At 62.9% G+C, this 23,817-nt stretch carries 24 protein-coding genes; 21 read left to right on the top strand and 3 right to left on the bottom strand.

Going from position 1 to position 23,817, the window contains the following annotated elements:
* Positions 1 to 43: 43 nt before the first annotated feature.
* Complete coding sequence (map, locus tag U4Y90_RS01090; RefSeq protein WP_321791328.1) at positions 44 to 853, bottom strand: type I methionyl aminopeptidase; 810 nt, start codon at positions 851 to 853, stop codon at positions 44 to 46.
* A gap of 429 nt (positions 854 to 1,282) precedes the next feature.
* Here map and rpsB point away from each other — a divergent pair, with 429 nt between their 5' ends.
* The 16 genes from rpsB (at position 1,283) to U4Y90_RS01010 (ending at position 17,229) form a co-directional block, all read left to right on the top strand.
* The gene (gene rpsB, locus U4Y90_RS01085; RefSeq protein ID WP_321791326.1) at positions 1,283 to 2,035 is read left to right on the top strand and encodes a 30S ribosomal protein S2; all 753 of its coding nucleotides are present in this window, start codon (positions 1,283 to 1,285) and stop codon (positions 2,033 to 2,035) included.
* 141 nt (positions 2,036 to 2,176) lie between these two features.
* Positions 2,177 to 3,058, top strand: coding sequence for a translation elongation factor Ts (gene tsf / locus U4Y90_RS01080; RefSeq protein ID WP_321792536.1), 882 nt, complete (start codon positions 2,177 to 2,179; stop codon positions 3,056 to 3,058).
* Positions 3,059 to 3,307: 249 nt separating this feature from the next.
* Positions 3,308 to 4,021: a UMP kinase gene (pyrH, locus tag U4Y90_RS01075; protein WP_321791324.1), complete on the top strand. Its 714-nt coding sequence runs from the start codon at positions 3,308 to 3,310 to the stop codon at positions 4,019 to 4,021.
* A gap of 93 nt (positions 4,022 to 4,114) precedes the next feature.
* The gene (frr, locus tag U4Y90_RS01070) at positions 4,115 to 4,675 is read left to right on the top strand and encodes a ribosome recycling factor (protein WP_321791322.1); all 561 of its coding nucleotides are present in this window, start codon (positions 4,115 to 4,117) and stop codon (positions 4,673 to 4,675) included.
* Positions 4,676 to 4,758: 83 nt separating this feature from the next.
* Positions 4,759 to 5,541, top strand: a complete 783-nt coding sequence (uppS, locus tag U4Y90_RS01065) for a polyprenyl diphosphate synthase (protein WP_321791320.1) — start codon at positions 4,759 to 4,761, stop codon at positions 5,539 to 5,541.
* On the top strand, positions 5,535 to 6,347 hold the full coding sequence (locus U4Y90_RS01060; protein WP_321791318.1) for a phosphatidate cytidylyltransferase: 813 nt from the start codon (positions 5,535 to 5,537) through the stop codon (positions 6,345 to 6,347). The genes uppS and U4Y90_RS01060 overlap by 7 nt, the downstream gene beginning before the upstream one ends.
* Positions 6,348 to 6,365: 18 nt before the next feature.
* Complete coding sequence (locus U4Y90_RS01055) at positions 6,366 to 7,583, top strand: 1-deoxy-D-xylulose-5-phosphate reductoisomerase (protein WP_321791315.1); 1,218 nt, start codon at positions 6,366 to 6,368, stop codon at positions 7,581 to 7,583.
* A 7-nt stretch (positions 7,584 to 7,590) separates the two neighbouring features.
* A complete protein-coding gene (gene rseP / locus U4Y90_RS01050; protein ID WP_321791313.1) occupies positions 7,591 to 8,973 on the top strand; it encodes an RIP metalloprotease RseP in 1,383 nt (460 codons plus the stop codon).
* Positions 8,974 to 9,050: 77 nt separating this feature from the next.
* Positions 9,051 to 11,363 carry an outer membrane protein assembly factor BamA gene (gene bamA, locus U4Y90_RS01045; RefSeq protein WP_321791311.1) on the top strand — a complete coding sequence of 771 codons (2,313 nt, stop codon included), beginning with the start codon at positions 9,051 to 9,053 and terminating at the stop codon, positions 11,361 to 11,363.
* An 82-nt stretch (positions 11,364 to 11,445) separates the two neighbouring features.
* Positions 11,446 to 11,976, top strand: a complete 531-nt coding sequence (locus tag U4Y90_RS01040) for an OmpH family outer membrane protein (RefSeq protein WP_321791309.1) — start codon at positions 11,446 to 11,448, stop codon at positions 11,974 to 11,976.
* Between the two features lie 28 nt (positions 11,977 to 12,004).
* Positions 12,005 to 13,096: a UDP-3-O-(3-hydroxymyristoyl)glucosamine N-acyltransferase gene (lpxD, locus tag U4Y90_RS01035; RefSeq protein WP_321792534.1), complete on the top strand. Its 1,092-nt coding sequence runs from the start codon at positions 12,005 to 12,007 to the stop codon at positions 13,094 to 13,096.
* Positions 13,097 to 13,243: 147 nt separating this feature from the next.
* A complete protein-coding gene (fabZ, locus tag U4Y90_RS01030) occupies positions 13,244 to 13,702 on the top strand; it encodes a 3-hydroxyacyl-ACP dehydratase FabZ (RefSeq protein ID WP_321791307.1) in 459 nt (152 codons plus the stop codon).
* Between the two features lie 64 nt (positions 13,703 to 13,766).
* Entirely contained in the window at positions 13,767 to 14,555 is a 789-nt protein-coding gene (lpxA, locus tag U4Y90_RS01025; RefSeq protein ID WP_321791306.1) for an acyl-ACP--UDP-N-acetylglucosamine O-acyltransferase, read from the top strand.
* A 12-nt stretch (positions 14,556 to 14,567) separates the two neighbouring features.
* Positions 14,568 to 15,734 (top strand): lipid-A-disaccharide synthase, encoded by a 1,167-nt coding sequence (lpxB, locus tag U4Y90_RS01020; protein ID WP_321791304.1) that lies wholly within the window; start codon positions 14,568 to 14,570, stop codon positions 15,732 to 15,734.
* Complete coding sequence (gene rnhB, locus U4Y90_RS01015; protein WP_321791302.1) at positions 15,734 to 16,435, top strand: ribonuclease HII; 702 nt, start codon at positions 15,734 to 15,736, stop codon at positions 16,433 to 16,435. Before lpxB ends, rnhB begins: the two co-directional genes overlap by 1 nt.
* A gap of 17 nt (positions 16,436 to 16,452) precedes the next feature.
* A complete protein-coding gene (locus U4Y90_RS01010) occupies positions 16,453 to 17,229 on the top strand; it encodes an RNA methyltransferase (protein WP_321791301.1) in 777 nt (258 codons plus the stop codon).
* A 6-nt stretch (positions 17,230 to 17,235) separates the two neighbouring features.
* Here the strand turns inward: U4Y90_RS01010 and U4Y90_RS01005 are convergent, their stop codons facing one another.
* Complete coding sequence (locus U4Y90_RS01005) at positions 17,236 to 18,054, bottom strand: pyruvate, water dikinase regulatory protein (protein WP_321791299.1); 819 nt, start codon at positions 18,052 to 18,054, stop codon at positions 17,236 to 17,238.
* A gap of 502 nt (positions 18,055 to 18,556) precedes the next feature.
* Here U4Y90_RS01005 and ppsA point away from each other — a divergent pair.
* The 3 genes from ppsA to U4Y90_RS00990 all read left to right on the top strand — a co-directional run bounded on the left by ppsA (position 18,557) and on the right by U4Y90_RS00990 (position 22,448).
* Entirely contained in the window at positions 18,557 to 20,974 is a 2,418-nt protein-coding gene (gene ppsA, locus U4Y90_RS01000) for a phosphoenolpyruvate synthase (protein WP_321791297.1), read from the top strand.
* Positions 20,975 to 21,071: 97 nt separating this feature from the next.
* Complete coding sequence (locus U4Y90_RS00995; RefSeq protein WP_321791295.1) at positions 21,072 to 21,503, top strand: NfeD family protein; 432 nt, start codon at positions 21,072 to 21,074, stop codon at positions 21,501 to 21,503.
* A gap of 18 nt (positions 21,504 to 21,521) precedes the next feature.
* The gene (locus U4Y90_RS00990; protein ID WP_321791293.1) at positions 21,522 to 22,448 is read left to right on the top strand and encodes a stomatin-like protein; all 927 of its coding nucleotides are present in this window, start codon (positions 21,522 to 21,524) and stop codon (positions 22,446 to 22,448) included.
* A gap of 42 nt (positions 22,449 to 22,490) precedes the next feature.
* Here U4Y90_RS00990 and smpB read toward each other — a convergent pair whose 3' ends face one another.
* A complete protein-coding gene (gene smpB / locus U4Y90_RS00985; protein WP_321791291.1) occupies positions 22,491 to 22,940 on the bottom strand; it encodes an SsrA-binding protein SmpB in 450 nt (149 codons plus the stop codon).
* A 119-nt stretch (positions 22,941 to 23,059) separates the two neighbouring features.
* On the opposite strand from smpB, the gene U4Y90_RS00980 reads away from it, so the two are divergent.
* Positions 23,060 to 23,497 (top strand): type II toxin-antitoxin system RatA family toxin, encoded by a 438-nt coding sequence (locus U4Y90_RS00980; RefSeq protein WP_061168572.1) that lies wholly within the window; start codon positions 23,060 to 23,062, stop codon positions 23,495 to 23,497.
* Positions 23,494 to 23,817, top strand: a complete 324-nt coding sequence (locus U4Y90_RS00975; protein ID WP_321791286.1) for an RnfH family protein — start codon at positions 23,494 to 23,496, stop codon at positions 23,815 to 23,817. Before U4Y90_RS00980 ends, U4Y90_RS00975 begins: the two co-directional genes overlap by 4 nt.

Raw genomic sequence — 23,817 nt, 5'->3', positions numbered from 1 at the left:
ACACGCCCGCGTGCAGACACGGCGGGCGCCGAAGGATGCGGGATCAGGCCGTCGCCGCGATCAACTGCGACGGCGCCTGGGTGCCCGCCGAGACGGTCAGCACTTCATAGCCGGTCGGCGTGACGAGCACCGTATGCTCCCACTGCGCCGAAAGGCTGCGGTCGCGCGTCTTGACGGTCCACTGGTCCGGCATCGTGCGGATTTCGCGGCGGCCGGCGTTGATCATCGGCTCGACGGTGAAGATCATGCCCGCCTGCAGTTCGATGCCCGTGCCCGGACGGCCGTAGTGCAGCACCTGCGGCTCCTCGTGGAACACCTGTCCGATGCCGTGGCCGCAATATTCGCGCACGACGCTGTAGCCCTGCGATTCGGCGTGCTTCTGGATCGCCGCGCCGATATCGCCGAGATGCGCGCCCGGGCGCACCTGGTCGATGCCGAGCCACATGCAGTCGAAGGTCGTCTGCACGAGGCGCTTGGCGAGAATCGAACCCTCGCCGACGATGAACATGCGGCTCGTGTCGCCGAAATAGCCGTTCTTGATGACGGTGATGTCGATATTGAGCGCGTCGCCGTTCTTCAGCACCTTTTCGCCGGGGATGCCGTGACAGATCACGTCGTTCACGGAGATGCAGGTGGCCTTCGGGTACGGCGGATAGCCGGGTGGCTGGTAATTCAGCGGTGCGGGAACGGTGCCCTGTTCCTTCACCATATATTCGTGGCAGAGGCGATCGAGTGCCTCGGTCGTCACGCCGGGAGCGATATGCGGCGTGATGAAATCGAGCACTTCGCTGGCGAGCCGGCAGGCGACGCGCATCTGCGCGATATCGTGTTCGTTTTTCAGCGTAATGGACATGACTTGGCCCGGAATTGCGTGTATGCGGCAGTGAGCCGCGAAAGCGGCATTATCGCACCTTAAGAAATGTGCCGCACCCGGATAGTTGGAGGCGGGCGGCGGGGCGGCAAGCCGTCGGCAGGAGGCGCTCGCGGTGTTCGCGCGGTTTTTGCGTCGTAGTTGCGCGGAGTTCGGATCGATCGTGCGGCTTGAGCCGTTCAATCCTCACATGCTATACTCGAAGGCTAAGTCGCAATCCATATTGCCGTCACGATTTCGTACGACAATCGGCTTGTAGCGGTAAAGCAAGCGTGGATCGCGGCTTGGAACTGAATGTTCAAGTCGATACGCAAGCCGGCGCACCCAGGGTGTCCGGCGTCCGGAAAATGCAAATTACCGGGCGCGGGATGCGGCAGCCGGCTTAAGACCTAACCCTCGCGGAGAATTTCCATGGCAGTCACGATGCGTCAAATGCTGGAAGCCGGTGTCCACTTCGGTCACCAAACGCGCTTCTGGAACCCGAAGATGGCCCCGTACATCTTCGGTCATCGCAACAAGATTCACATCATCAACCTCGAAAAGACCCTGCCGCTCTACAACGATGCGCTGAAGTACGTGCGCCAGTTGGCAGCGAACCGCGGCACGATCCTTTTCGTCGGCACGAAGCGCCAGTCGCGCGACACGATCGCGCAGGAAGCAGCGCGCGCCGGTATGCCCTTCGTCAACGCCCGCTGGCTCGGCGGCATGATGACCAACTTCAAGACGCTGAAGGTTTCGATCAAGCGCCTGAAGGACATGGAAGCGGCGCTGGAATCGGGTGAAACCGAGCGCATGAGCAAGAAGGAAGCGCTTCTGTTCGAACGCGAAATGGTCAAGCTGCAAAAGTCCATCGGCGGCGTGAAGGACATGGGCGGCATTCCTGATGCAATGTTCGTCATCGACGTCGGCTACCACAAGATTGCCGTGACCGAAGCGAAGAAGCTCGGCATTCCGGTCATCGCCGTGGTCGATACGAACCACTCGCCGGAAGGCATCGACTACGTGATCCCGGGCAATGACGACGCCTCCAAGGCGGTCGCGCTGTACGCTCAGGGCGTTGCCGACGCGATCCTCGAAGGCCGCGCGAACGCGGTGAACGAAGTCGTCCAGGCTGTCCGCAACGGCGAAGGCGACGAGTTCGTCGAGGTCAACGCAGAGGCGTAATCGAGCCCTGCGGCCGACAAAAAAGGGGGCTTTGCGAAAGGCCCCTTTTTTTTAGTCGGCGCGAGAGCAGTGCCCATTTTTCTGTCGTGGGCGAGTTTCAAAAGCCGGCGGCACGTATCAAACAGACTCAAGGAGCGAATGATGGCGGCAATTACCGCAAGCATGGTGGCAGAACTGCGCGCGAAGACCGATGCGCCGATGATGGAATGCAAGAAGGCGCTGACGGAAGCCGACGGCGACATGGCGCGCGCGGAAGAACTGCTGCGCGTGAAGCTCGGCAACAAGGCGAGCAAGGCGGCATCGCGCGTGACGGCTGAAGGCATCGTGACGGCGCACGTCGAAGGCGGCGTGGGCGCGCTCGTCGAGCTGAACTGCGAAACCGACTTCGTTGCGAAGAACGACGATTTCCTGGCCTTCGGCAAGACGATCGCCGAACTGGTCGCCAAGCAGAACCCGGCTGACGTCGCCGCGCTGTCGGCACTGCCGCTCGAAAGCTCGACGGTCGACGCAGTACGTCTCGCGCTCGTCGGCAAGATCGGCGAAAACCTGTCGATCCGCCGTTTCGTGCGCTTCGACTCCGCCAACAAGGTTGCGTCGTACCTGCACGGCACGCGCATCGGCGTGCTGGTCGAGTTCACCGGTGCGGACGAGCAAGTCGGCAAGGACGTTGCGATGCACGTCGCCGCGATGAAGCCGGTCTCGCTGTCGTCGGACGAAGTTCCGGCCGACCTGATCGCCAAGGAACGCAGCATCGCCGAGCAGAAGGCCGCCGAGTCGGGCAAGCCGGCTGAAATCGTCGCGAAGATGGTCGACGGCTCGATCCAGAAGTATCTGAAGGAAGTGTCGCTGCTTAACCAGCCGTTCGTGAAGAACGACAAGCAGACGATCGAGCAGATGCTCAAGGCAGCAGGCGCGTCGGTGCAGAAGTTCGCGCTGTTCGTGGTCGGCGAGGGCATCGAGAAGAAGCAGGACGACTTCGCGGCCGAAGTGGCGGCGCAAGTCGCGGCGGCCAAGCAGTCCTAAGGCACGCTAAGGCTCGCTTAAGCCGCGCGTGCTCTCATGACGCGGCCGCGTCGAGCCTGCAGTACGGCGGCGGAGTGCTCCGCCGCAAGAATTCAGCGATCCGGTTCGCACGCGCAGCGGGCGCGGTAGACTAGGGTAAACCCTGATCTATCGCGCCCGCCGCCCGATCCGGCCCGCTTGCGGTAAGTAATGTTTCACCCCTACAGTTCTACGTTGTTGCAACCCTCCTCGGCGCGATCGGAACCTCATATGCCCACAGCCTACAAACGCGTACTCCTCAAACTCTCCGGCGAAGCCTTGATGGGCGACGATGCTTTCGGCATCAATCGCGCAACGATCGAAAGGATGGTGGCGGATGTCGCGGAGGTGGTGCGGATCGGGACGCAACTGGCCGTCGTGATCGGCGGCGGCAACATTTTCCGCGGCGTCGCGGGCGGCGCGGCCGGCATGGACCGGGCGACCGCGGACTACATGGGCATGCTCGCCACGATGATGAACGCGCTCGCGCTGCAGGACGCCATGCGCCACGCGGGCATCGAGGCGCGCGTGCAATCGGCGCTGCGCATGGATCAGGTCGTCGAGCCGTACATCCGTCCCCGCGCGATCCGTCAACTGGAAGAGGGCAAGGTCGTGATCTTCGCGGCCGGCACGGGCAACCCGTTCTTCACGACAGACACGGCGGCGGCGCTGCGCGGCTCGGAAATCGGCGCCGAAGTGGTGTTGAAGGCGACGAAGGTCGATGGCGTATACTCCGCCGACCCGAAGAAGGATCCGGACGCTACGCGCTACAGCACGATCAGCTTCGACGAGGCGATCGGCAAAAATCTTCAGGTGATGGACGCCACCGCGTTCGCACTGTGCCGCGACCAGAAGCTGCCGATTCGCGTCTTCTCGATTACGAAGCCGGGCGCATTGAAGCGCATCGTGCAGGGCGACGACGAAGGGACGCTCGTCCACGTGTAAACTCTCGCGATATCAGGCGCCGCGCCGTGGGCGGAAAGCCTCGCGCGACAATGCGCCGCTATCGCCGGTAAAACCCAGGTTTGGAGGTTCAAAATGAGTGTGGCTGACATCAAAAAAGGCGTCGACCAGAAGATGCAGCGGTCGATCGAAGCGTTCAAGGCCGATCTCGCCAAGATTCGCACGGGCCGCGCCCACACGGGGCTGCTCGACCACATCCAGGTCGACTACTACGGCTCGAACGTGCCCATCTCCCAAGTGGCGAACATGACGCTCGTCGACGCGCGCACGATCGGCGTACAGCCTTGGGAAAAGAAGATGGTCGCGGTGATCGAGAAGGCGATCCGCGAGTCGGACCTCGGCCTGAACCCGGCCACGCAGGGCGACCTGATCCGCGTGCCGATGCCCGCGCTCACCGAAGAGCGCCGCCGCGAGCTCACGAAGGTCGTGAAGAGCGAAGGCGAAACCGCCAAGGTCGCCGTGCGCAATCTGCGCCGCGACGCGAACGATCAACTGAAGAAACTCGTGAAGGACAAGGAGATCTCGGAAGACGACGAGCGCCGTGCAAGCGACGAAGTGCAGAAGTTCACCGACAAGTTCGTCGCCGAGATCGACAAGCTCGTTCAGACCAAAGAATCCGAAATCATGACGGTGTGAGGCCGTAGAAACGGTCCTGCCAGCCTTGGACGTGCATGCTTCGGGCTGGCTCTCACTCCTTCAGATTCCCAGATTCAGCGGCCATGACCTATACCAGCTCTACCGTTACCGTGCCCGATGTCGCGGCTGTCCCGCGCCACGTCGCGATCATCATGGACGGCAATGGCCGATGGGCGACGGAGCGGCGTCTGCCGCGCGTCGCCGGTCATACGCGCGGCGTCGATGCGGTTCGTGCGACCGTCGAAAGCTGTGCACGGCGCGGCGTCGAATTCGTCACGCTCTTCGCGTTCAGCTCCGAAAACTGGCGCCGTCCGACCGACGAAGTGTCCTTCCTGATGCGTCTGTTCGTGACCGCGCTCGAGCGCGAAATCGGCAAGCTCCATGCGAATGGCATTCGTCTTCGCGTGGTCGGCGACATCTCCATGTTCGACGACCGCATCCGCGCGCTCATTCAACGCGCCGAGACCAAGACGGCCCGCAACACCCGCCTCACGCTGACCATCGCCGCCAACTACGGCGGGCGCTGGGACATCATGCAGGCGACGAAAAAACTCATCGCCGAGTCCCTGGAGACTGGCGTGCCCGCGCGCGTGGACGACGAATCGTTCGCCGCGCATCTTGCGATGGCCTACGCACCGGAGCCGGATCTCTTCATCCGCACGGGCGGCGAGCAGCGCATCAGCAACTTTCTGCTGTGGCAGCTCGCGTACACCGAGTTCTATTTCACCGACACCTACTGGCCCGACTTCGACGCCGACGCCCTCGATCGCGCGATTGCGTCTTACGGCGGCCGCGAACGCCGCTTCGGGCGCACGAGCGCGCAACTCGCTTCCCAATCGCAGAACGCCGACACTCTTTCATGCTAAGAACCCGTGTCATCACGGCAATCGTCCTGCTCGCGGTACTCGTGCCGATCACGCTGTTCGCGCCGATCGGCGCGTTCGGGGCGCTGATCGGGTTCGTGGTCGTGTTCGCGGCATGGGAATGGGGCCGGCTGCTCAAGCTGAACGGTGCGGGGCCGGTGGCTTACGCGCTCGTCGCGGGGCTCGCGCTCGTTTTCAGCACGTTTCTCGGCATCAAATCGACGCCGCTCTACCAGATGGCCGGGATCTTCTGGGTGCTGGCCGGTCCCTACGCCTTGTTGCGCAAGCCGACACTCGCCGCGCACGCGTGGCGCGCGTTCCTGCTTTTCGCCGGGATCGTCGTGTTTCTCGCCTGCTGGCACGCGGTGGTCGACGCGCGCACGCGCGGGGTGGCGTTCGTGCTATCGCTTCTGCTAGTAGTCTGGCTGGCTGATATAGGCGCATACTTCGCCGGAAAAGCACTCGGCCGCCACAAACTCGCACCGTCGATCAGCCCGGGAAAAACCTGGGAGGGCGCCATCGGCGGGTGGCTCGCCGTTATCATCATCGGCACGATCGCCGCCGCCACCGGCTTTTATGCGCCCACCGTATTCACTGCATTCGTCGGGCATCTCGGCTGGGATCGCTCATTCGTCGCGCTTTCCGTGCTGGTCGCGTTCAGCGTGGTCGGCGACCTGTTCGAGTCGCTGCTCAAGCGCCAGGCGGGCGTCAAGGACTCGAGCGGCCTCTTGCCGGGTCACGGCGGCGTCCTCGACCGCATCGACGCATTATTGCCTGTATTGCCGATTGCATTGCTCATGCTTGGCTAATCGGCTAGAGAAGAATTTATGCAAAAACGTCTCACATTGCTCGGCTCCACGGGCTCGATCGGCGACAGCACGCTCGACGTGGTCGCGCGGCATCCGGACCGCTTCTCGGTCTACGCGCTCACCGCCCACCGAAACGGCGACAAGCTCGTCGCCCAATGTCTGAAATTCCAGCCCGAAGTGGCGGTCGTCGGCGACGCCGAAACGGCCGCGCGCGTCGCGGCTGCATTGCGCGCACAGGGATGCAAGACCGAAGTGGCGCACGGCCCCGAAGCGCTCGTCGACGTCGCCCGCGCGGCGCAATGCGACACGGTCGTCGCGGCCATCGTCGGTGCAGCGGGCCTTGCGCCCACGCTCGCCGCCGCGCGCGCCGGCAAGCGCATCCTGCTCGCGAACAAGGAAGCGCTGGTGATGTCCGGCCAGATTTTCATGGACGCGGTGCGCGACAACGGCGCGATCCTGCTGCCGGTCGACAGCGAGCACAACGCCGTGTTCCAGTGCCTGCCGCCTTGCGCGGACAAGGAAGCGAAGCTGCATGGCGGCGTCTCGAAGATCATCCTGACGGCCTCGGGCGGCCCGTTCCGCACGCGCGAGCCCTCGACGCTCGTGAACGTCACGCCCGAAGAGGCCGTGAAGCATCCGAACTGGGCGATGGGCCGCAAGATTTCCGTCGATTCCGCGACGATGATGAACAAGGGCCTCGAAGTGATCGAGGCGCACTGGTTGTTCGATCTGCCCGGCTCGCGCATCGAAGTGCTGATTCATCCGCAGAGCGTGATCCATTCGATGGTCGCCTACGCCGACGGCTCGGTGCTCGCGCAACTCGGCAATCCCGACATGCGTACGCCGATCGCGCATGCACTGGCGTATCCTGATCGTGTCGATTCGGGTGTTGCGCCGCTGGATCTCGCGCAGATCGCGACGCTGACGTTCGAAAAGCCCGACTTTGCGCGTTTCCCGTGCCTCGCGCTGGCGATTGCTGCGCTGGAAGCGGGCGGCATTGCGAGCGCCGCGCTGAATGCGGCGAACGAGATCGCCGTGGAGGCGTTTCTCGAGCGCCGCATCGGCTTCATGGCGATCGGCGACGTGGTGGACCGCGTGCTGAACGCGTTGCCGAACACGAGCGCCGCGACGCTTGCCGACGTCCTCGCCGCGGACGCCGACGCGCGCCGTCTCGCATCCCGTTTCGTCGCAGAGCTCACCGCGAGCGCGCCAGGCGCCGAACCCATCGCCCATTGAGGCCGTCATGAACTTTCTGACCGAAATCGTCGCCTTCGTCGTCGCGATAGGCGTGCTCGTCGTCGTCCACGAATTCGGTCACTACAGCGTCGCGCGACTGTGCGGCGTGAAAGTGCTGCGTTTCTCGGTGGGCTTCGGCAAACCGCTCGTGCAATGGGTCAACAAGAAGACGGGCGTCGAATGGACGATCGCGGCGTTGCCGCTCGGCGGTTACGTGAAGATGCTCGACGAGCGCGAGGTCGATCCCGAGAGCGGCAAGACGATCCCTGCCGAGGACCTGCCGCGCGCCTTCAACCGCCAGAGCGTGGGCAAGCGCATCGCGATCGTCGCCGCGGGCCCCATTGCCAATTTCCTGCTCGCGATCGCGCTTTTTTCCGCGGTGTTCGCGGGCGGCGTCACCGAGCCGGCGGCGATCGTTTCGCAGCCCGCGCCCGATACCGCAGCGGCGCGCGCGGGCTTCGAAGGCGGCGAGACGATTCTCTCGATGCGCGACGCGCAAGGCGGCGAGACGCATCCGATCCGTTCCTGGTCCGACCTGCGCTGGAAAATGCTCGACGCGTCGTTCGATCATCGCCGCATCGTGCTGACGGCGAAGACCCACGACGGCAACTTCGACTTTCCGGTGACGGTCGCGGGCATCACCGATGCAGAAGCCGATCAGGACTTCATGGACAAGCTCGGCTTCGCGCCGGGCGGCGGCACACTGACGGTCGCGGGTGTGGAGGCGGGCAGCGCGGCGCAGAAGAGCGGCCTGAAGGCGGGCGACATGCTGCGCTCGATCGACGGCCGTGGCGTCGACAACGCGACGAGCTTCATCGATTACGTGAAGGCACACGGGGGCAAGCCGGTGACGCTCGTGATCGAGCGCAACGGCAAACGGGATTCCGTGCTGATCGTGCCGGACCTGAAGCGCGATGCCTCGATGGGCAAGGAAGTCGGCCGTATCGGCGCTGCGCTCGCCAATCAGTTGCCGACCGTGGACGTACGCTACGGGCCGCTCGAGAGCCTGCACCTCGGCGTGAACCGCACGTGGGACATCAGCCTGTACTCGCTGCGCATGTTCGGGCGGATGATCACCGGCGAGGCATCGCTCAAGAATCTCTCGGGGCCTGTCACGATCGCCGACTATGCGGGCAAGAGCGCAAGGCTCGGTGCGACAGCCTTCATTTCGTTTCTGGCGCTCGTCAGCATCAGCCTCGGAGTGTTGAACTTGTTACCGATTCCGGTATTGGACGGTGGGCATCTGTTATATTATTTGGTTGAGGCTGTTACCGGCAAGGCAGTATCCGATCGCTGGCAGCTTGTTCTGCAAAGGGCGGGCCTGGTCTGCATCGTCGCGCTGTCGATGATCGCCTTGTTCAATGACCTCGCTCGTCTGATTCGTTTTTGATCCACTTTGACAATTTCTGGCGGCGTCTTTCGAGCGACCGCCCGAACGAATGCAGCTTTAAATACTGGGGAAGCACGTTGTTCAAACCTCATCGCTTTGTTCCTAAGACGGCTGTGGCCGCGGCGCTCGCCGCAACGGGTATGGCGGCACACGCCACCACGCCGTTCGTCGTGCAGGATATTCGGATCGACGGTCTCCAACGCATCGAGCCCGGCTCCGTGTTCGCTTATCTGCCGATCAAGCAAGGCGACACCTTCACCGACGACAAGGCCTCCGAAGCGATTCGCGCGCTCTACGCGACGGGCTTCTTCAACGACGTTCAGATCGCCACCGAAGGCAACGTGGTGGTCGTGCAGGTGCAGGAGCGCCCGGCGATCTCGGCCATCGATTTCTCGGGCCTGCACGAGTTCGACAAGGACAATCTCACGAAGGCGCTGCGCTCGGTCGGCCTGTCGCAAGGCCGTTCGTACGACAAGGCGCTCGTCGACAAGGCGGAGCAGGAGCTCAAGCGCCAGTACCTGACGCGCGGCTACTACGCGGCGGAAGTCACGACCACCGTGACGCCGGTCGACCGTAATCGCGTCGCGATCCTGTTCTCCGTCGCGGAAGGTCCGAGCGCGAAGATCCGCCAGATCAACTTCGTCGGCAACAAGGCGGTGAGCTCGAGCACGCTGCTCGGCGAAATGCAGCTCTCCACGCCGAACTGGTTCTCCTGGTACACGAAGAGCGATCTCTACGCGAAGGAAAAACTCACGGGCGACCTCGAGAACGTGCGCTCGTACTACCTGAATCGCGGCTACCTCGAGTTCAGCATCGACTCTACGCAGGTGTCGATTTCGCCGGACAAGAAGGACATGTATCTGACGATCGCCGTGCATGAAGGCGAGCCGTACAAGATCAGCAGCATCACGCTCGCGGGCAATCTGCTCGACCGCCAGGCCGAGCTCAACAAGCTCGTCAAGATCAAGCCGGGCGAGCGCTTCTCGGCCGAGAAGCTGCAGGCGACAACCAAGGCGATCGTCGACAAGCTCGGCGAATACGGCTACGCGTTCGCGCAGGTCAATGCACAACCGCAGATCGATCAGGCGAACCACACCGTGGCGCTCACGCTGCAAGTCGACCCGAGCCGCCGCGTGTATGTGCGGCGCGTGAACATCGTCGGCAATACGCGCACGCGCGACGAAGTGGTGCGCCGCGAAATGCGCCAGCTCGAAAGCTCGTGGTTCGATTCGAGCCGCCTCGGGCTGTCGAAGGACCGTATCAACCGTCTCGGATACTTCACCGACGTTGACGTCACCACCACCCCGGTGGAAGGCACGAACGACCAGGTCGACGTTGACGTGAAGGTCGCGGAAAAGCCGACCGGCGCGATCACGCTGGGCGCGGGCTTCTCGTCGACGGACAAGGTGGTGCTCTCCGCGGGCGTGTCGCAGGACAACGTGTTCGGTTCGGGCACGAGTCTCGCGGTCAACGTGAACACTGCGAAGACGTACCGCACGCTGACCGTGACGCAGGTCGATCCGTACTTCACGATCGACGGCATCAAGCGCATTACCGACGCGTACTACCGCACGTATCAGCCGCTGTACTATTCGACCGATTCGAGCTTCAAGATCATCACGATGGGCGCCGACACCAAGTTCGGCATCCCGTTCTCCGAGCAGGACACGGTGTTCTTCGGCGTCGGCGCCGAGCAGAACACGATGGATGTCGACTCGAACACGCCGCAGTCGTACATCAACTACGTGAACGAGTTCGGGCGCGTGGTGAACAACTACCCGCTTACGGTCGGCTGGTCGCGCGACAATCGCGACAGCGCGCTGGTGCCGAGCCGCGGCTACTACATCCAGTCGAACGCGGAATACGGCACGCCGCTCGGCAACACGACGTACGCCAAGTTCGACGCGCAGTTCCAGTATTACTACTCGTTCGCGCGCGGCTTCGTGCTCGGCTTCAATCTGCAGGGCGGCTACGGCAAGGGCCTGCAAGGTCAGACGTACCCGATCTTCAAGAACTACTATGCGGGTGGTATCGGCTCGGTGCGCGGCTACTCGCCGAGCTCGCTGGGTCCGCGTGACGCGAAGACCAACGACCCGATCGGCGGCTCGCGCATGGCGGTCGGCAATATCGAACTGACGTTCCCGCTGCCGGGCACGGGCTACGACCGCACGCTGCGCGTGTTCACCTTCCTCGATGCCGGTAACGTCTGGGGCGATCCGAACCAGGGCGGCACGAGCGGCGGTGCGAACGGCTTGCGCTACGGCTACGGTGTGGGTCTCGCGTGGATCTCGCCGATCGGCCCGCTCAAGCTGAGCCTCGGCTTCCCGCTGCAGAAGCACGAAGGCGACCAGTATCAGAAGTTCCAGTTCCAGATCGGTACGGCTTTCTAAGCGGCCGGTCGATGAACGCAAACTTCATTTTTTTCGACGTAACGTGAGGAACACTTTGGGAACCGGTAAGCATTCGAAACATATGGCGCTGGCGCTTGCGTTGTCGATGGTTCTCGGCCTGGGCACGGCGATGTCCGCCAGTGCTCAGGAGGCGCGCATCGCGGCGGTGAATTCCGACCGCATCTTGCGCGAATCGTCTGCGGCGAAGGCCGCGCAGTCGAAGCTCGAGCAGGAGTTCTCCAAGCGCGACAAGGCGTTGCAGGACATGGCGCAGCGCCTGAAGTCGATGTCGGACAACATCGACAAGAACGGTTCCTCGATGACCCCGACCGACCGGGCAGCGCGCCAGCGTGACCTCGCGCAACTCGACGCGGACTTTCAGCGCAAGCAGCGCGAATTCCGCGAGGATCTGAATCAGCGCCGCAACGAGGAGCTCGCGGCGGTGCTCGACCGTGCGAACAAGGTGATCAAGCAGATCGCCGAGCAGCAGCACTACGACCTGATCGTGCAGGAAGCGGTGTACGTGAGCCCGCGAATCGACATCACGGATCAGGTGCTGAAGGCGCTGGCCGCCGGCGCGAACGGCACCGGCTCGCTCACGAACCCGAACTGACGAGGACTGAGACGAGATGGCATCAGGCATGGCGATCACGCTCGGCGAACTGGTGAAGCGCTTCGGCGGCGAGGTGGTCGGCGACGACGCGCACGCGGTCGGCAGTCTCGCGCCGCTCGACAAGGCGGGCCCCGCGCAACTCGCGTTTCTCGCGAACCAGAAGTATCTGCCGCAAGTCGAGACGACGCGCGCGGGCGCAGTGCTGATTTCTCCCGCAGACCTCGAGAAGGTGGCGAATCGCGCGGGAAGCAATTTCATCGTCACGCCGAACCCCTACGCTTATTTCGCGCGCGTGGCCCAGGCGTTCATCGATCTGGCGACACCGAAGGCGAAGCCGGGTGTGCATCCGAGCGCCTTTGTCGATCCGGACGCGAAAGTCGCGGCGAGCGCCGTGCTTGGACCGCACGTGACGGTAGAGGCGGGCGCGGTCATCGGCGAGCGCGTGAAGCTGGATGCGGGCGTGGTCGTTGGCCGGGGCGTCAGGCTCGGCGATGACGTCCACCTGTATCCCAACGTCACCGTCTATCACGGTTGCAAGCTCGGCGCGCGCGTGATCGTGCACGCGGGCGCGGTGATCGGCGCGGACGGCTTTGGATTCGCACCGGACTTCACAGGCGCAGGCGATGACCGCACCGGAAGCTGGGTGAAGATTCCGCAGGTCGGCGCGGTGGATATTGCCGAGGACGTGGAAATCGGCGCGAACACGACGATCGATCGCGGCGCGATGGCGGACACCGTCATCGAAGCATGCGTGAAGATCGACAACCTGGTGCAGATCGGTCACAACTGCCGCATCGGCGCATACACGGTGATTGCCGGCTGCGCGGGCATCGCGGGCAGCACGAGTATCGGCAAGCATTGCATGATCGGCGGCGCGGTGGGCATCGCGGGCCATGTGACGCTCGCGGATTACGTGATCGTCACGGCGCAATCCGGCGTGTCGAAGTCGCTCCTGAAGCCCGGCATGTACACGAGCGCGTTTCCGGCCGTGCCGCATGCGGACTGGAACAAGAGCGCGGCGATCATGCGCAATCTGGACAAGATGCGCGAGCGCATCAAGGCGCTGGAAACCGCGCTCGCCGATACAGGCAAGCGCGACGAGACGAGCGGCGGCGCATGAACGCCGGGCTCGTTCGAATGAAGAGCGAAGCATAAGCAAGAGCGGGCCCGTTCAAGCCGCCGAATCGAGATGGCAATCCCGAGCGGGCGTCTGGTACGGCCCGCCATCCAAATTTCCGCGCCCGACGCGCGCGTGAGCAGAACGACCATGAGCACAGAAAAAATCAATCTCGACATCCACAAGATCCTCACGCTGCTGCCGCATCGCTATCCGATCCTGCTCGTGGACCGCGTCCTCGAACTCGAGCCGCACAAGAGCATCAAAGCGTTGAAGAACGTGACGATCAACGAGCCGTATTTTCAGGGCCACTTCCCGACGCGGCCGGTGATGCCGGGCGTTCTGATTCTCGAAGCGCTTGCGCAGACCGCGGCGCTTCTGACGTTCGCGGAAGAGCCGCACGATCCGACCAATACGCTCTATTACTTCGTCGGCATCGACGGTGCGCGCTTCAAGCGTGTGGTGGAGCCGGGCGATCAGCTGATCCTCAACGTCAACTTCGAGCGGTATATGCGGGGCATCTGGAAGTTCAAGGCGCGCGCCGAAGTGGACGGCGTGACCGCCGCCGAGGCCGAGCTCATGTGTACCGTGAAGAGCACGGACGCCTGAGCGTACTCGCGTTTACACCGTGTTCAACGGAACAAGCAGCACGAACAGCATAGGCGAAAAGCGCATGAGCAAGATTCACCCAACCGCGATCATCGAGCCGGGCGCTCAGCTCGACGAGTCCGTCGAAGTCGGGCCGTACGCGATCGTCGGTTCGCACGTCGTGATTGGCGCGGGCACGACAATCGGCTCGCACAGCGTGATCGAAGGCCACACGACGATCGGCCGCGACAATCGCATCGGCCATTACGCGTCGATCGGCGGCCGTCCGCAGGACATGAAGTACAAGGGCGAGCCGACGCGCCTCGAAATCGGCGACCGCAACACCATCCGCGAATTCACGACGCTGCATACGGGCACGGCGCAGGACCAGGGCCTGACGTCCATCGGCAGCGATTGCTGGATCATGGCGTATGTGCACGTCGGCCACGACTGCCGGCTCGGCGACAACGTCATCATGTCGAGCAACGCGCAACTGGCCGGACACGTGTTCGTCGGCGACCACGCGATCGTCGGCGGCATGTCGGGCGTACATCAGTTCGTGCGCATCGGCGCGCATTCGATGCTCGGCGGCGCGTCGGCGCTCGTGCAGGACGTGCCCCCTTTCGTGATCGCGGCGGGCAACAAGGCGGAGCCGCACGGCATCAACGTGGAAGGCCTGCGGCGCCGGGGCTTCACGCCCGACGCCATCTCGGCGCTGCGCTCGGCGTATCGGATCGTCTACAAGAGCGGCCTGTCGCTCGAAGAGGCGAAGGCGCAATTGAAGGAGTTGAGCACGGCGGGCGGCGAGGGCGACGAGCCCGTCAAGGCATTCTCCGATTTCATCGCGGCGTCGCAGCGCGGCATCATCCGCTAGACACGCTGTACGATGACCCTGATCACCAACCCGCCACGCATCGCGATGGTCGCGGGCGAGCCGTCTGGCGACCTGCTCGCGGCATCGCTGCTCAAGGGCCTGAGGCAGACGCTGCCGGAAGGCACACGCTATAGCGGCATCGGCGGCCCGCGCATGACGGCCGAAGGTTTCGAAGCGCACTGGCCGATGGACAAGCTGACCGTGCGTGGCTATGTCGAGGCGCTGAAGCATATTCCGGAGATTCTCGGCATCCGCAACGAGATCAAGCGTCAGTTGCTTGCCGAGCCGCCTTCGGTGTTCATCGGCGTGGATGCGCCCGATTTCAATTTCGGTCTCGAGCAGCCTTTGCGCGAAGCAGGCATTCCGACCGTGCATTTCGTGTGCCCGTCGATCTGGGCGTGGCGCGGCGGCCGCATCAAGAAGATCGTGAAAGCGGTCGATCACATGCTGTGCGTGTTTCCGTTCGAAATGGCGTTGCTGGAAAAGTCGGGCGTGGCGGCGAGCTACGTCGGCCATCCGCTCGCCGACGAGATTCCGCTCGAACCGGACACCCTGGGCGCGCGCCGCGAACTCGGAATCGCCGAGGGCGGTCCGGTGATCGCCGTGTTGCCGGGCAGCCGCCGCTCGGAGATTTCGCTGATCGGACCGACCTTCTTCGACGCGATGGAACTGATGCAGCTGCGCGAGCCCGGCGTGCGCTTTCTGATGCCCGCCGCCAATCCGGCCCTGCGCGAGTTGCTGCAGCCGCTCGTGGCCGCACATCCGCATCTGTCGCTTACGATCACCGACGGCCGCGCGCAAACCGCGATGACCGCTGCCGACGCGATCCTCGTGAAAAGCGGCACGGTGACGCTCGAAGCCGCGCTGCTCAAAAAACCGATGGTCATCTCGTACAAGGTGCCCTGGCTGACCGGTCAGATCATGAAGCGGCAGGGTTATCTGCCGTATGTCGGCTTGCCGAACATTCTGGCGGGGCGCTTCGTCGTGCCGGAAATCCTGCAGCATTTCGCGACGCCGGAAGCGCTCGCCGACGCAACGCTGAAACAGTTGAACGACGAGGCCAACCGCCGTACCCTGACGGAAATCTTCACCGACATGCACATCGCGCTGCGTCAGAATACGTCGCAGAAGGCGGCCGAGGCCGTGGCGCGGGTGCTCGAAACGCGGAGGCCGCGATAATGGCGGCAGGACGATCGGCTCAGGCGGGACTCGATTTCAGTTCACCGCTCGACATCATCTGTGGCGTCGATGAGGCGGGGCGCGGTCCGCTGGCCGGTCCGGTCGTGGCGGCAGCCGTGATCTTCGATCCCGCCAAACCACGCATCAACGGTCTCGACGATTCCAAGGCGCTGAGCGCGAAAAGGCGCGAAGAGCTTTACGAGAAGATCGTCGATCGCGCGCTCGCGTATTGCATCGCGTCGGCGAGCGTCGAGGAAATCGACACCATCAACATTCTGCACGCGTCCATGCTCGCGATGAAACGCGCGGTGGAAGGCCTGTCGGTAGCGCCGACGCTCGTCAAGGTGGACGGCAATCGCTGCCCGGTGCTGGCGATCCGCACCGAAGCCGTGATCGGCGGCGACGCGCTCATCAAGCAGATTTCGGCGGCATCGATTCTCGCGAAGGTCACGCGTGACCGCATGCTGGTCGAACTGCACGAACGCTTTCCCGTGTACGGCTTCGACGCGCATTCCGGCTACGGCACGCCCCAGCATCTCAAGGCGCTGCGCGAGCATGGTCCGTGCGAGCACCATCGGCGTTCGTTCGCACCGGTGCGCGAGGCGCACATCCTGTTCGGCTCGGTGTTGCCGCAGATCGCACCCGAAGTGCTTCAGGCCGCGTCGGCGCTCGAAGACGATCCCGACGCGCGCGCCTTCTGAGCGTCATCCGAATCAACGTGAAACCCATCACTTCGCGGGACAACCCGCTCTACAAGCGCATCAAGGCGCTCGCCGGCTCGACCGCGCAGCAGCGCCGCAGTGGCCACGCGCTGCTCGAAGGTCTGCATCTGGCGTCGGCTTATCTCGACGCAGCGGGCCAGCCTGAAACCTGCGTCGTGACCGAAGGCGCGCTCACGCATGAGGAAGCGCGCACTATCGTCGCGCGCATCGAGCAAAGGCGCGTCGTGGTGTTGCCGGACGCGCTTTTCGGGCAGCTTTCGAGCGTCGTGCATGGCGTGGGCATGCTGTTGCTCGTCGAGAAGATCGATGCCGAATTGCCCGCGCGCATCGACGAAACCTGCGTGATCCTCGATGGCGTTCAGGACGCGGGCAATGTCGGCTCGATTCTGCGCAGCGCGGCGGCGGCGGGCATCACCCGCGTGTTCTGCGCGCCGGGGACGGCGTATGCGTGGTCGTCGAAGGTGCTGCGCTCGGGAATGGGCGCACACTTTCTGCTGGATATTTTCGAGGACGTCGAGCCCGCGGACCTGATCGCGCGCCTCGATGCGCCCGTGACCATCACCGATTCGCACGGCGCGGTCGCGCTGTACGACTGCGATCTGTCGGGCGCGCTCGCCTGGGTGTTCGGCAACGAAGGCGCGGGTGTGTCGCAAATCTGGCGCGATGCGGTGACACATCGCGTGACGATTCCGCAGCCGGGCGGCATGGAGTCGCTGAACGTGGCGGCCGCGGCGGCGATCTGTCTTTTCGAGCAGTGCCGCCAGCAGCGCTGACCACGATCAATAATACGAGGGCCGCTCCGGCTTGATCTCCTGCAGGATCGTCGTGGCGATTTCCTCGATCGACTTGTGCGTCGACGAGAGCCACTTGATGCCCTCGCGCTTCATCATCATTTCCGCTTCGTTGATTTCATAGCGGCAGTTCTCGAGCGCCGCGTACTTGCTGCCCGGACGCCGCTCGTTGCGGATCTCGGCAAGGCGCTGCGGATCGATCGACAGGCCGAACATTTTCGACCGGTGTTCGAGCAGTGGCGTGGGCAGCTTGCCGCGCTCGAAGTCTTCGGGAATCAGCGGATAGTTCGCCGCCTTCACGCCGTATTGCATCGCGAGATAAAGGCTCGTCGGTGTTTTGCCGCTGCGCGACACGCCGACCAGAATGACGTCGGCTTCGGCCAGATTGCGGTTGGACTGGCCGTCGTCGTGCGCGAGCGAGAAATTGATGGCCTCGATGCGGTTCTTGTATTCCTCGGTATCGGCGTTCTGGTGCACGCGGCCCATTGCATGCGTCGACTTCATTTCAAGCTCGTGCTCGAGCGGCTCGATGAAGGTCTGGAACATGTCGAGCACGAGCGCATTGCAGCCTTTGACGACTTCATTCGACGCGCTGTCGACGAGCGTCGTGAAGACGATGGGCCGGCGCCCGTCGAGCGCGACGGCCTCGTTGATCTTTTCGACGGTCGCATAGGCCTTGTCGATCGAATCGACGAAAGGCACGCGCACGAGCCGGAATTTTTGATCGAACTGGGCCATGATCGAATGCGCGAAGGTTTCGGCAGTGATCCCTGTACCGTCGGAGACGATGAATACGGAAGGCGGCATCGGCGAAAAGAGGGAACGTGTTGGAGCGACAGTGCTCAAACGCTGGTCGACGGGAAGCGCGAAAGCACGGACGCCGGAAAAACCTGTGTTAAGGTAGCTGACCGCTGACAGGCAGTAGAGTAGAGCGCCCGGGTGTGGGCGGACCCACGATCAGGCGCGAAAGACCTTGATTTTGCCGTGGAACGACTGCCCGGTCGAAACAAATTTGAAATACGGCAAGGTAGAATAGCGGCAACCTGTTCGATAAGCAATTGCGGACAAATTGATTCGGATTTTCGTCAAATCGCGGTCGTTTCGTGGCTTTTCGTTGGGTTAATCCACGTTTTCGAGCAGATTTCAGACGTTCCCCGCGTCTTTTTGAACGCGCCGCGGTTCTCGCGGGCGCGTGTTCCCCGATCATTTATCAAACAGGTTGTACGAGATGCAGCGGCGTTTCCAATGAGCGCCCCCGCATGTGAGCCCACTCGTGCGATCGTGAATTCCATCCACCTTAGGGGCTTGTATGACTAACGCAGTCAATGTTGCGAAAGATGTCGCAAAGGATCAGGCGTATGTAGTTCCATTCGAGCAGTTGCGAATGACCGACGTGGAAATCGTCGGTGGCAAGAATGCGTCGCTCGGCGAAATGATCAGCCAGCTTTCCGAAGCCGGCGTTCGTGTGCCGACGGGCTTCGCCACGACCGCGCTCGCCTTTCGCGACTTCTTGCAGCACAACGATCTGACCGAGCGCATCGCCAAACGTCTCGAGACGCTCGACGTCGACGACGTGAAGGCGCTCGCCGAATGCGGCAAGGAAATCCGCCAGTGGATCGTCGACGCGCCATTGCAGCCGCGTCTCGAAGACGAAATCCGCCGCGGTTTCGACATTCTCCAGAACAGCTCGCCCGAAGAGCTCTCGTTCGCCGTGCGCTCGTCCGCGACCGCCGAGGACTTGCCCGACGCATCCTTCGCGGGCCAGCAGGAAAGCTATCTGAACGTGGTCGGCATCGAGGACGTCCTCGATCGCATGAAGCACGTGTTCGCGTCGCTCTATAACGACCGCGCCATTTCCTATCGCGTCCACAAGGGCTTCACTCATGCCGAAGTCGCGTTGTCGGCGGGCGTGCAGCGCATGGTTCGCTCGGACGTCGGCGCGGCCGGCGTGATGTTCACCATCGACACGGAATCGGGCTTCAAGGAAACCGTGTTCATCACGTCGAGCTACGGCCTCGGTGAGACCGTCGTGCAGGGCGCGGTGAATCCGGACGAGTTCCACGTCTTCAAGACCACGCTCGAACAGGGCAAATACCCGATCATCCGTCGCTCGATCGGCTCCAAGCTCATCAAGATGGAGTTCACGAAGCCGGGCGAGCCGGGCCGCGTGAAGACCGTCGACGTGTCGCACGAGCAGCGCAACCGCTTCTCGATCACCGACGAAGACGTGATCGAGTTGGCCAAGTACGCGGTGATCATCGAGAAGCACTATCAGCGTCCGATGGACATCGAGTGGGGCAAGGACGGCCGCGACGGCAAGCTGTTCATCCTTCAGGCACGCCCGGAAACGGTGAAGAGCCAGGCGTCCGGCAAGGCCGAAATGCGCTTCAAGCTCAAGGGTCAGTCGAACGTGCTGGCGACCGGCCGCGCGATCGGCCAGAAGATCGGCGCGGGCCCCGTGCGCGTGATTCACGACCCGTCGGAAATGGAACGCGTGCAGCCGGGCGACGTGCTCGTCGCCGACATGACCGACCCGAACTGGGAACCGGTGATGAAGCGCGCGTCGGCCATCGTGACGAATCGCGGCGGCCGGACCTGCCACGCGGCGATCATTGCGCGTGAGCTCGGCGTGCCGGCGGTCGTCGGCTGCGGCGACGCCACCGACATCCTGAAGGACGGCGCGCTCGTCACCGTGTCCTGCGCGGAAGGCGACGAAGGCAAGATCTACGACGGCCTGCTCGAAACCGAAGTGACCGAAGTCCAGCGCGGCGAACTGCCGAAGATCCCGGTCAAGATCATGATGAACGTCGGCAATCCGCAACTCGCGTTCGACTTCGCGCAGTTGCCGAACGCGGGCGTCGGCCTGGCGCGGCTCGAGTTCATCATCAACAACAATATCGGCGTGCATCCGAAGGCGATTCTGGAATACCCGAACGTCGACGCCGATCTGAAGAAGGCGGTCGAGAGCGTCGCGCGCGGACATGCGTCGCCGCGTGCGTTCTACGTCGACAAGCTGACCGAAGGCATCGCCACCATCGCGGCGGCGTTCTATCCGAAGCCTGTCATCGTGCGCCTGTCGGACTTCAAGTCGAACGAGTACAAGAAGCTGATCGGCGGTTCGCGCTACGAGCCGGACGAAGAGAATCCGATGCTCGGTTTCCGCGGCGCGTCGCGCTATATCGCGGACGACTTCGCCGAAGCGTTCCACATGGAGTGCATCGCGCTGAAGAAGGTGCGTGAGGAAATGGGTCTGGACAACGTGGAGATCATGGTGCCGTTCGTGCGCACGCTCAAGCAGGCGGATCGTGTGGTCGAGCTGCTGAAGAAGTTCGGCCTCGAGCGCGGCAAGAACGACCTCAAGCTCGTGATGATGTGCGAAGTGCCGTCCAACGCGATTCTCGCGGAGCAGTTCCTGGAGCGTTTCGACGGCTTCTCGATCGGCTCGAACGACCTGACGCAGTTGACGCTCGGCCTCGACCGCGACTCCGGCATGGAGTTGCTCGCGGCGGACTTTGACGAGCGCGACGAAGCGGTTCAGTTCATGCTGAAACGCGCGATCGAAACGTGCCTTAAGCTGAACAAGTACGTCGGCATTTGCGGTCAGGGTCCGTCGGACCATCCCGACCTCGCCGAATGGCTTGCGAAGCAGGGCATCGAATCGATGTCGCTGAATCCGGACACGATCATCGACACATGGCAACAGCTTGCTAAGACGTTGTCAAAATAAGTTGATGACGCACCTTTCCGCTTGCTTTCGGATTGGTGCAGCGTGATATAAAAAACACCCCGGACTTTTCCGGGGTGTTTTCGTTTGGAGACCAACAATGGAAACCGGCGGGCTGATCTGGTGGGTCGCTGCGGGCGCGCTGATTGTCGCGGAGCTGTTTTCCGGCACGTTCTATCTGCTCATGATCGCGCTCGGCATGATCGCGGGCGGCGTCGCTCATGTGATCGGCGCATTGCCGCACGTTCAGATGGGCGCGGCCGCGGTCATCGCGCTGATCGCGGTCGCGGTGTTGCGGCGTTCGCGTTTCGGCAACAGGAAACGGCGCACCGATGCATCGCGCGATGCGGCCGTGAATCTCGACATCGGTGCGACGCTGGAAGTCGACGAATGGCGTGACGGCCACGCGCGTGCCATGTATCGCGGCGCTCAGTGGGACGTGGAACTCGCGCCGGGCGAGACCGAAGGGGCGCGGCTCTACCGCATCACGGCGCTGGACGGCAACCGGTTGATCGTCGCGGCCAAACGATAAGGTCATAAGGAGAAAAATATGTACTTCGCGCTAATCGTCCTCGTCATCGCGATCGTCATCGTGGTGAACACGGTCAAGATCGTTCCTCAACAGCATGCGTGGGTGCTGGAGCGGCTCGGCCGCTATCACGCGACGCTCACGCCGGGTCTCAATATCGTGCTGCCGTTCATCGACCGGATCGCCTACAAGCACATGCTGAAGGAGATTCCGCTCGAAGTGCCGAGCCAGGTCTGTATCACGCGCGACAACACGCAGCTTCAGGTCGACGGCGTGCTGTACTTCCAGGTCACCGACGCAATGAAGGCTTCGTATGGATCGAGCAACTTCGTGTTCGCGATCACGCAACTGTCGCAGACGACGTTGCGTTCGGTCATCGGAAAGCTGGAACTCGACAAGACATTCGAGGAACGCGACTTCATCAACCAGAGCATCGTGAATGCGCTCGACGAAGCCGCTTCGAACTGGGGCGTGAAGGTGCTGCGTTATGAAATCAAGGATCTCACGCCGCCGAAGGAAATCCTTCATGCGATGCAGGCGCAGATCACCGCCGAGCGCGAGAAGCGCGCGCTGATCGCGGCGTCCGAGGGTCGCAAGCAGGAGCAGATCAATCTGGCATCGGGCGCGCGCGAGGCCGCGATCCAGAAGTCCGAGGGCGAGCGTCAGGCGGCGATCAATCAGGCGCAGGGCCAGGCATCCGCGATTCTCGCGGTCGCCGAGGCGAATGCGCAGGCAATTCAGAAGATCGGCATGGCGATTCAGACGGCGGGCGGCATGGAAGCGGTGAACCTGAAGGTCGCGGAGCAATATGTCGGCGCGTTCGGCAATCTCGCGAAGACGGGCAACACGTTGATCGTGCCGGGCAATTTGTCCGATATGAGTTCGATGATCGCGTCGGCGTTGACCATCGTGAAGGGCGAGGGCGGCGGCGTCATCAAGAAAAGCTGACGCGACAAGGCAATCGGGGCGCCGATAAGCGCCCCGATTCGTTCAGCGTGAAGCTGTGCGCATCAGGCGCCCGCGCTCGCGTTCCCAGTCGCGCTTCTTTTCGGTCTCGCGCTTGTCGTGCAGCTTCTTGCCCTTCGCCAGGCCGATCTCGCATTTCACGCGGCCGTCCTTGTAATGGAAGTTGAGCGGCACGAGCGTGTGACCGCGCTGCTCGACCTTGCCGATGAGCTTGTCGATCTGGTCGCGATGCAAAAGCAGCTTGCGCGTGCGCACCGGATCCAGATTGGCGAATTTCGATGCCTCGGGCAGCGGGCTGATATGCGTGCCGATCAGAAAGAGCTCGCCCTGCTTGATCACGACGTAGCCTTCCTTGATCTGCGCGCGGCCCGCGCGCAGCGCCTTGACTTCCCAGCCCTCGAGCACGAGACCGGCCTCGTAGCGTTCTTCGACGAAGTAATCGAAGAAGGCTTTTCTGTTGTCGATGATGCTCATGAATGGAAAGTGCCCAACTCGTTTAAAATCCTGATTTTAGCAGCGCGCCGGCATGCGTTCGAACCAATGCCGTATTCTCTTGCGCGTTGCAGCCCAATTCAGCCACCGCTGCGCCCTATATGGCAGACGTCCAGAAAACCGTATTGATCCGCCATTCAGCGGAAGAAATGTTCGACCTCGTCACCGATGTCGCCGACTACCCCAATTTCCTGCCGTGGTGCGGCGGCGTCGAAATCGGCCGCCAGGACGAGAACGGCATGGAAGCGAAGATCGACATCAGCTTCAAGGGCATCAAGCAGCATTTCGCGACGCGCAACACCCAGAAGCGTCCGACCAATATCGATATGGAGTTCCTGAGCGGCCCTTTCAAGAAGTTCACCGGTTACTGGCGCTTTACGCCGCTGCGCGCGGACGCGTGCAAGATCGAATTCGCGCTGCACTACGAATTCTCCAACGTGATTCTCGAGAAGCTCATCGGGCCGGTGTTCAGCCATATCGCCAACACGTTCGTCGATTCCTTCGTGAAGCGCGCGGACCAGCGCTACGGCAAGCCATGATGCATGTCGACGTTTGCTACGGTCTGCCCGACGGGACTTTTTTGGAGCATGTCGAGCTGCGCGAGGGCGCGACGGTGCACGATGCGATTCTGGCGAGCGGCGTGCTGCGCGCGCATCCGGATATCGATCTGACGACGCAGAAGACCGGCGTGTTCGGCAAGCTGAAGCCGCTCGACGCGCCGCTCGCCGACTTCGACCGCGTGGAGATTTATCGCCCGCTCAAGGTCGATCCGAAGGCGGCGCGCCAGCGCCGCGTCGACAAGGCGCGCAAGGCCGGCTCGGTCGAAGGGCGCAAGTGGCAGTCGAAGGATTCGCGCTGA

Source organism: Caballeronia sp. J97 (genome assembly GCF_905220305.1).
Lineage (GTDB): Bacteria > Pseudomonadota > Gammaproteobacteria > Burkholderiales > Burkholderiaceae > Caballeronia.
The sequence above is the reverse complement of the archived record's forward strand: the minus strand, read 5'-3'. Positions and strand labels throughout refer to the sequence as shown.